Here is an 8,664-nt window from a genome sequence, read left to right on the forward strand (position 1 = left end):
AGCCGGGCGCACAGCCGGCGGCGGCCACCCCGCAGCAACCGCTGTCCGCGGCCGCCTCGGCCCCCGTGCCCGAGCTGCTCCCCCGGCCCCCGGCGGGCTTCCACGGCCGGGGCGCGGAGCTGGCCGAGCTGACCCGGCTGACCCTGGGCAGCGCGGAACCGGCCGCTGGCGGCTCCGGCGGCTCCCCCCAGGCGGGCGGTATCGCGCTGCTCACCGGGCCCGCGGGGGTCGGCAAGACCGGTCTGGCGGTCCACTGGGGCCATGTCCACGCCGCCGCCTTCCCGGACGGACGGCTCTTCGCGGATCTGCGCGGCTTCAGCGGCGGCGAGGCGGTGGTGCCCGCCGAGGTGCTGCGCGAGTTCCTGCTGGCCCTCGGCACCCCGGCCGAGCAGATCCCCACCTCGCCCGAGGCCGCGGCCGCGCTGTACCGGTCGCTGGCCGCCCGCCGCCGGCTGCTGGTGGTGCTGGACAACGCGGGCAGCTCCGCCCAGGTGCGTCCGCTGCTGCCCGGCGGCCCCCACAGCGCCACGCTGGTCACCAGCCGCAGCAGACTGGACGGGCTGATCGCCACCGACGCCGCCCGGCCGGTACGGCTGCACGCCCTCGGCACCGAGGACGGGGTGGGCCTGCTGGGCGCGCTGCTGGGGCCCGCGCGGGTCGCCGAGGACCCGGAGGCCGCGCGGGAGCTGGTGGCCCTGTGCGACGGGCTGCCGCTGGCGCTGCGCGCCGCCTCCGCCCAGCTGATGGCCCGGCCCCGCTGGCGGCTGGCCCGGCTGGCCACCGCGCTGCGCGACGAGCGCCGCAGGCTCGCGCTGCTGTCGGCGGAGGACACCGGAGTGGCCGCCGCGCTGCGCAACTCGGTGGCCCGGCTCTCGGCGGACGACGCACAGCTGCTGCGGGCCCTGGGCGCCGGTTTCGCGCGCGAGGTCAACACCGCCGAGGCGGCCGCGCTGTCGGGCGCGGACCCCGAGCTGATCCAGGACTCCCTGGAGCGGCTGGCGGAGATGCACCTGCTGGACGAGGAGGCCACCAACCGCTACGTGATGAGCGATCTGGTGAAGCTCTTCGCCCAGGGCGACGGCAGCGACCGCGACTCCCCGGGCGAGGCGTCCGGCGGAGTCGCGGGTGGATCCCCTGGCGGATCCTCCGGCGGATCCCCTGGCGGGCCGTCACAGGGGGCCTAGGGTCTGTCGTCAAAGGGGGCGCCCGGCTGCGCAGAGGGGCGCCTCCCGGCGGTGGGTGGGGGCCGGTACGGCCGCCACCGCTGTCGCCCCTGAAGGGGCGGCCGACCGCCCCGGCGGACGTGGCCCCGCGAGCGCCGCGTCCGAGGAGGCCTTCGCCTCCTCCCGCGCCGCGGTAGCCGACGGCGGCACAGGCCCTGACAAGGGCGAACAGCGGGGCGTTAGCGGGGCGTTAGCGGGCGGCAGCCGTTCACCAGCCGAACGGCAGCCGGTCCGGACAGGCTTGAGCCGTACCGGAGAACGCCCTACCGCTCGCTGAGGGGAGACCCGCCATGCCGCTCACCACCGCTCGCCTCGCCCACCGCGCCGGCACCCTGCGCTCGGTCGCTGCCGGACTGACGGTCGTCGCCGCGGGTATCACCCTCGCGGCGTGCGGCACCGCCGACGCCTCGGGCGTGCGGACGGCCGGCGCGGCGGAGAGCATCGCCCCGGCCGTCCCCGCCGCCCACGAGGACGGCCTCCAGGACGGCGCCCAGCGGGCCGCGCGGGAGGCGGTGGCGGGCGGGGCCGACGCCGGGGCCCAGGGCGGTCTGCGGGCCGACGGCGGCGCCGACGGGGCGGCCGGGGTCTGCCGCCTCGACACGATGTCGGTGGGCGTCACCTCCGTCCCCCGCCCGGCCAACCACCTGCTGCTGGAGATCACCAACCAGTCCGGCGGGACCTGCCGTCTCACCGGCTTCCCCGCGGTGCGGTTCGACGAGGCGGGCACGGCCCTGCCGGAGGCCGCGGACACCCGGCCCCAGACGGTCGTCACGCTGGCCCCCGGCGAGAGCGGCTACGCCGGACTGACCACCTCCGCGGCGGACGACCCGGCGGATGGCCGTAAGGCCGCCGGGCTGACCGTCTCCCTCCCCGGCGATGACGGCCGCCGCGCCGTCGACCTCCCCGGCGACTCGGTGGAGGTCGGCCGCGGGGCGGAGGTCGGCTACTGGCAGAGCGACGCCTCCGACGCTCTGATCTGGTGACCGCCCCTGTCCGATGCCTGCATCCGGTGACCGCCCCTGGCCGATGGCCTCATCCGGTGACCGCACCCGCCCTTCCGCTCCGGTGACCGCTCGACTCCGAGCCACCCAGCCGGGCAGGTAGCCGCCTCCCCCCGGCTACCTGCCCCGGACGGCCCCCGCTTCGGCGGGGGCCGTCTCGTCATGTCCCACGGCACGGCCTTCCCCGTCCCGCGCCTGGCCGCATCGCCAACGGCGTCACGGTGACCGACGAGGCGGGCGGGCACAGCAGCATGTGGTTCCGCGTCACCAAGGACGGCAAGCGGATGTGGGTGCCGGGCATCCGGATCCGCCAGGACCAGGTGCGGTACTCCACGCTGCCCAACCGCCCCGACTGACCGCCGGTCAGGAACTCAGCCCGGGCAGCGTCGGTCCGTCAGGTCCCAGTCGTCTTCGGCCCGTCAGGTCCCAGTCGTCTTCGGCCCGTCAGGTCTCAGTCGTCCATCCCGGCGAGCACCAGCGGCAGCCGGTTCGCGCCGCCCTCGGTGATCCGCACCGGAACGCCCCAGTCCTGCTGGTGCACATGGCAGGCCGGGTACTCGTTCGCCCCCGCGGCGGAGCCGCTATGGGAATCCGTGTCGTCACAAGAGGCGGCCATCGCCGAGACGTGCAGCACGCCCTCGGTCACCCCCTCCGCGAGGACGAGCTCACGGTTCAGATCCGTCCCCGCGCCGTCGCCCCCGGCCAGCAGCTCCGGCGGGGTGGAGCTGACCAGCAGCCGGGTGGAGGGGCCGTAGCGGGTGTCCAGCTTCTGCCCCTCGGGCGCCTGGAAGACCACGTCAAGACGGAGCGTCCCCGGGGCGATGTCGGTCGCGGCGCGCTGGGTGCGGTGGGCCACCGCCTCGACCCTCACGGCCTCCCCGGGCAGCCGCAGCCGGGTCAGCCGGTGCCGGGCGGACTCCACCACGACGATGTCCCCGTCGGCCAGGACCGCGCCGGAGGGCTCGCGCAGATCCGTGGCGAGGGTGGAGACCTCGCCGGTGGCCGGGTCGTAGCGGCGCAGCGCGTGGTTGTAGGTGTCCGAGATCGCCACCGAGCCGTCGGGCAGCGCGGTGACGCCCAGCGGATGCTGGAGCAGCGCCTGATCGGCGGCGCCGTCGCGGTGGCCGAAGTCGAAGAGCCCGGTGCCGACGGCCGTACGGACCGTGAAGCCCTTACCGTCGCGCTCGACGTAGCGCACCGCGGAGGTCTCGGAGTCCGCGATCCACAGCCGGTCCCCGGTCGCGGCGAGCCCGGAGGGCTGGGCGAACCACGCCTCCTCGGCCGGGCCGTCGACCAGGCCCTCGTTGGTGGTCCCGGCGGCGGCCCGCACGGTCCCGGCCTCCGGGTCGTACGTCCACAGCTGGTGGACGCCCGCCATGGCGATCCAGAGCCGGTCGGCGAACCAGGCCACGTCCCAGGGGGAGGACAGGTCGACCTCGCGGGCGGGCCCCTCGGTGGGCGACCCCTGCCACCACTGGCGGCCGGTCCCGGCGAGCGTGGTGACCTCGCCGGTGGCCGGGTCGAAGCGGCGCAGCGCGTGGTTCACGGTGTCGGCGACGGCCACGGTGCCGTCGGGGAGCGGGGCGAGCCCCTGGGGCTCGCTGAACCGGGCCCGCTCGCCCGTGCCATCGGTAAGGCCGCGCTCGCCCGCGCCGATCCGCCGCACCACGCTCTCGCCGTCCGCCGCGAGCTCCACCAGCTGATGGCGGGTGGTGTCCGAGACGAGGAAGGTGCCGCCGGGCAGCGACAGCGCCTTACCGGGGAAGCGGAGCTCGGTGGGGACCGGCTCCGGGGGCACGTACGGGCCGTCGCCGCGCCGAAGGGTGCCCTTGGCGGCGTGCTCGGCCTCCAGCTGGCCCACGAGGGTCTCCAGGGCGTGGGCGTGGCCCTCGCCCGCGTGCTGGGCGACCACATAGCCCTCGGGGTCGATGACGACGAGGGTGGGCCAGGCCCGTACCGCGTACTGCTTCCAGGTGGCCAGCTCGGGGTCGTCGAGGACCGGGTGGTGCACCTCGTACCGCTCGACCGCGTCCACGACCGCCTGGTGCTCGGCCTCGTGGACGAACTTCGGCGAGTGCACCCCGACGATCACCACGGTGTCGCGGTGCTTCTCCTCCAGCTCGCGCAGCTCGTCCAGGACATGCAGGCAGTTCACACAGCAGAACGTCCAGAAGTCGAGGACCACGATGCGTCCTCGCAGGTCGGTGAGGGTGAGGTCGGTACCGCCGGTGTTGAGCCAGCCGCCCCGGCCGATCAGCTCGGGGGCGCGGACGCGTGCACGTGAAGCCATATCCACATGAAACAGCAGTCCCGGTCGCGCCATTCCCCCGCCCCCCGGTGGCTTTCGGCCGGTGCGTACGGGTACGTCCGGAGATAAGGCGGGGGCGGGCGCACACTACCATCGCGGGCGGGCCGCGAGCCGCCGATCCGGGCCTACGATCAGACCGGAAAGCACTGCCCGTGCGCTCGTGGGCAGCGTAACTTGAACGCACACACCAGCACCCAGCCCGCGCACCAACCGCCCGAGGGGTCCCGTGACCGTCCATCCCAGCCTTCAGACCTCCATCGACGCCTGGACGCACTCCATCGACGCGATAACGGAGTTGGTCAACCCGCTAGCGGAGAGCGAGTGGAACCGCGCAACCGAGTGCCCGGGATGGTCGGTGCGGGACGTCGTCTCGCATGTGATCGGCCTCGAATGCGAGATGCTCGGCGATCCCCGCCCCATCCACACCCTGCCGCGCGACCTTTACCACGTCACCAATGAGCTGTCGCGGTACATGGAGGTCCAGGTCGACGTACGGCGCTGCCACACCGCGCCCGAGATGACCTCCGAGCTGGAGTACACCGTCATCCGGCGGGGCCGCCAGCTGCGGAACGAGAAGCGCGAGCCGGACGCCATGGTGCGCTGGCCCGGCGGCACCGAGGTGACGCTGGGGGAGGCCCTGACGCGGCGGGCCTTCGACCTCTGGGTGCACGAACAGGATCTGCGCCGGGCCCTGAACAAGCCGGGCAACCTCGACTCGCCGGGCGCCACGATCACCCGTGATCTGCTGCTCTCCGGGCTGCCGAAGGTGGTCGCCAAGGACGCGGGCGCGGCGCCCCAGTCGGCCGTCGTCTTCGATGTGCACGGCCCGATGGAGTTCATGCGGACGGTCCGGGTCGACGCGGACGGCCGGGGCAGCATCGACGGCAGCGTCTCGCTCGGGCCGACGGTGACCCTCACCCTGGACTGGGAGACCTATGTCCGGCTGGCCTGTGGGCGGGTGCGGCCCGAGGCGGTCACGGAGCGGCTGAAGATCGAGGGCGACCAGCAGCTGGCGGACGCGATCCTCCAGCACTTCGCGGTGACGCCGTAGCGCTCCGGGGACCGGCAGGGCCACGGCGTCCTCCTGGTCTCGGAGGGCCACGGCGTCACGCCGGTACGTGCACCGCCTCGACGCGGCTCGCGACCACGCGCTCGCGCTCCCGGCGGTGCGCCCGTCCGCGCAGCCGCAGGATCTGGATGACGCCGAGCGCCTGGAGCACGAACACCGAGGCGAACGCGATCCGGAAGTTCTGGCCGGTCAGGTCCAGCAGGACGCCGACGGCCAGCAGCGTGGTCATCGAGGCCGTGAAGCCCCCCATGTTGACGATTCCGGAGGCGGTGCCGATCCGCTCGGGCGGATTGGCGGGCCGGGCGAAGTCGAAGCCGATCATTGACGCGGGCCCGCAGGCGCCGAGCACCGCACACAGGACGATCAGCAGCCACATGGGCGCGTGGGCGGACGGCCAGAGCAGCACGGCGCCCCACAGCAGCGCGGTGGCCCCTGCCGTGCCGAGGGCCAGCGGGGCGCGGGCGGCGTGGTGCCGGGCGATGACCTGGCCGTAGACCAGGCCGACCGCCATGTTGGACAGCACGATGAGGGTCAGCAGCTGGCCCGCGGTCGCCCGGGACAGCCCCTCGGCCTCGACCAGGAACGGCATCCCCCACAGCAGCAGGAACACCATCGCCGGGAACTGGGTGGTGAAGTGCACCCACATGCCCAGCCGGGTGCCGGGCTCCCGCCAGGCGTCCGCGATCTGCCGGCGGACGTAGTCGGCGCCCATATGGGAGGCGGGCGCGGGCTCGAAGCCCTTCGGGTGGTCCTTGAGGAAGAGCAGCACCAGGACGAGGATGGCCACCCCGCCGAGCGCGCTGCCCGCGAAGGTCGTGGTCCAGCCGGCGCTGTGCAGCGCCCGGGCGATCACCAGCGTGGAGACCAGGTTGCCCGCCATTCCGAAGAGCGCGGCGACCTGGGCGATCATCGGCCCCCGGCGGGCCGGGAACCAGCGCGAGCCGAGCCGCAGCACGCTGATGAAGGTCATCGCGTCACCGCAGCCGAGCAGCGCCCGGGAGCCCAGCGCCATCGGGTACGAGCGGGAGAGCGCGAAGCCGAACTGCCCCAGGGTGAAGAGCACCACGCCGAGCATGAGCACCTTACGGGTGCCGAGACGGTCGACCATGAGCCCGACCGGTATCTGCATCCCGGCGTAGACCAGCACCTGGAGGATGGAGAAGGTCGACAGCGCCGAGGCGTTGATGTGGAAGCGCTCGGCGGCGTCGATGCCGGCGACACCGAGGCTGGTGCGATAGGTGATGGCGACGAAGTAGACGGCGACGCCCAGGCCCCATACGGCGACGGCACGGCGTCCGCCGGGTGGATCACCGGGCAACTGGGCCGAGGTCATCGCGCCTCACCCCGGGCGAGGTTGTTCACCCAGCTGATGTGGCGCTGCACGAGACCGGACGCGAAACCGGCGTCCCCGGCGCGCAGGGCCTCGAGGATCTCCGTGTGCTCGGTGATGTTCTTGGCGATGCGGCCGGGCTCGGCGTGCATGGTGGCCACGCCCATCCGCAGCTGGCGGTCTCTCAACTGGTCGTACAGCTGCGCCAGGATCGCGTTTCCCGCCGCCCGGACGATCGCCGCGTGGAAGCAGCGGTCGGCGGCGGCGAAGGCGGCCAGGTCCCCGGCCGCGGCATGCATCCGCTGCTCCTCCAGCAGCTCCTCGAGCCGCGCCAGCAGCTGCCCACCGGCCGGGACGACCTTGGCGACCGCGTGCTGCTCCACCAGCAGCCGGGTCTCGACCACGTCCGCGATCTCCTGGGAGGAGACGGGCAGCACCAGGGCGCCCTTCTTCGGATAGAGCTTGAGCAGCCCCTCGGCCTCCAGGCGCAGCAGCGCCTCCCGGACGGGGGTGCGGGAGACCCCGACGGCGTCCGCGAGTTCGCCCTCGCTCAGCAGTGTGCCGCCCTCGTAGCGGCGGTCGAGGACGGCTTGTTTGACGTGGTGGTAGACGCGTTCGGCGGCAGGGGGCGGCTTGGTGGCCGTATCGGCGGGACTCATGATGCGCACATCATAGATACAAGATGCATGCGCACTCATCCCCCGTCCGCGATGCGGACGGGGGACGGTGGCTACTGCCGCGTCAGGCCCATGTGATGAGGCGCTTGGGGCGCTCCAGGACGGCCGCGACGTCCGCGAGCACCTTGGAGCCCAGCTCGCCGTCGACCAGCCGGTGGTCGAAGGAGAGCGCCAGCGTGGTCACCTGGCGCGGCTTGACCTCGCCCTTGTGGACCCACGGCTGGAGCTTGACCGCGCCGAAGGCGAGGATCGCGGACTCCCCGGGGTTGATGATCGGGGTGCCCGCGTCGATGCCGAAGACGCCGACGTTGGTGATGGTGATCGTGCCACCGGACATCGCCGCCGGGGTGGTCTTGCCCTCACGGGCGGTGCTGACCAGCTCACCCAGGGCGGACGCCAGTTCGGGCAGGGTCTTGGCGTCGGCGTCCTTGATGTTGGGGACGATCAGCCCGCGCGGTGTCGCCGCCGCGATGCCCAGATTGACGTAGTCCTTGTAGACGATCTCCTGGTTGTCCTCGTCCCAGGTGGCGTTGATGTCCGGGTTGCGCCGGATGGCCACCAGCAGGGCCTTGGCGACCAGCAGCAGCGGGTTGACCCGCAGCCCGGACAGCTCCGGGTCCTGCTTGAGGTCGGCCACGAGCTTCATCGTGCGGGTCACGTCGACCGTCACGAACTCGGTCACATGCGGGGCGGTGAAGGCGCTGTGGACCATCGCCTGCGCGGTGGCCTTCCGCACGCCCTTCACGGGCACCCGGCGCTCCCGGCCCGCCACGGCCGTGACGGCCGCGGACGGGGCCGCCACGGGCGTCTCCCGGGCCGCCTGGACGGCCTCGGCGGCCGCGTGGACGTCCTCGCGGGTGATGATCCCGTCCGCCCCGCTCGGGGTGACCGTCTCCAGGTCGATGCCCAGGTCCTTGGCCAGCTTGCGGACTGGCGGCTTGGCCAGCGGCCGCGCGGTCCGGCCGCTGCCGTTCAGCTCGGGCGCGGGGGCGGGCTCGCCCTGGGCGGGCGCGGGGGCGGGCTCCTCGGGCGCGGGCGCCCCGGCGGAGGGCGCGG

General features: G+C 73.8%; 7 protein-coding genes and 1 pseudogene. 4 read left to right on the forward strand and 4 right to left on the reverse strand.

Going from position 1 to position 8,664, the window contains the following annotated elements; all coding sequences use genetic code 11:
• The 3 genes and pseudogenes from ABD329_RS46900 to ABD329_RS46910 all read left to right on the forward strand — a co-directional run.
• Window positions 1-1,184 (forward strand): annotated as a pseudogene (locus ABD329_RS46900) (NB-ARC domain-containing protein); the annotation flags it as partial.
• A 329-nt stretch (window positions 1,185-1,513) separates the two neighbouring features.
• Window positions 1,514-2,206, forward strand: a complete 693-nt coding sequence (locus tag ABD329_RS46905; RefSeq protein ID WP_198275859.1) for a DUF4232 domain-containing protein — start codon at window positions 1,514-1,516, stop codon at window positions 2,204-2,206.
• A gap of 239 nt (window positions 2,207-2,445) precedes the next feature.
• On the forward strand, window positions 2,446-2,580 hold the full coding sequence (locus ABD329_RS46910; RefSeq protein WP_281404614.1) for a hypothetical protein: 135 nt from the start codon (window positions 2,446-2,448) through the stop codon (window positions 2,578-2,580).
• Window positions 2,581-2,675: 95 nt separating this feature from the next.
• On the opposite strand, the gene ABD329_RS46915 is transcribed toward ABD329_RS46910, so the two are convergent.
• Window positions 2,676-4,514, reverse strand: a complete 1,839-nt coding sequence (locus tag ABD329_RS46915; protein ID WP_198275858.1) for an NHL domain-containing thioredoxin family protein — start codon at window positions 4,512-4,514, stop codon at window positions 2,676-2,678.
• 244 nt (window positions 4,515-4,758) lie between these two features.
• Here ABD329_RS46915 and ABD329_RS46920 point away from each other — a divergent pair, with 244 nt between their 5' ends.
• Window positions 4,759-5,583, forward strand: a complete 825-nt coding sequence (locus ABD329_RS46920; RefSeq protein ID WP_198275857.1) for a maleylpyruvate isomerase family mycothiol-dependent enzyme — start codon at window positions 4,759-4,761, stop codon at window positions 5,581-5,583.
• Window positions 5,584-5,638: 55 nt separating this feature from the next.
• Here ABD329_RS46920 and ABD329_RS46925 read toward each other — a convergent pair whose 3' ends face one another.
• The 3 genes from ABD329_RS46925 to ABD329_RS46935 form a co-directional block, all read right to left on the reverse strand.
• On the reverse strand, window positions 5,639-6,934 hold the full coding sequence (locus ABD329_RS46925) for an MFS transporter (RefSeq protein ID WP_198275856.1): 1,296 nt from the start codon (window positions 6,932-6,934) through the stop codon (window positions 5,639-5,641).
• Window positions 6,931-7,590: a GntR family transcriptional regulator gene (locus tag ABD329_RS46930; protein WP_198275855.1), complete on the reverse strand. Its 660-nt coding sequence runs from the start codon at window positions 7,588-7,590 to the stop codon at window positions 6,931-6,933. Before ABD329_RS46930 ends, ABD329_RS46925 begins: the two co-directional genes overlap by 4 nt.
• A gap of 82 nt (window positions 7,591-7,672) precedes the next feature.
• A partial coding sequence (locus tag ABD329_RS46935) for a dihydrolipoamide acetyltransferase family protein (protein ID WP_344318149.1) occupies window positions 7,673-8,664 on the reverse strand: 992 nt, incomplete at its 5' end.

Origin of the sequence: Streptomyces javensis (genome assembly GCF_039525925.1) — a bacterium.
Taxonomy (GTDB): domain Bacteria; phylum Actinomycetota; class Actinomycetes; order Streptomycetales; family Streptomycetaceae; genus Streptomyces; species Streptomyces asiaticus.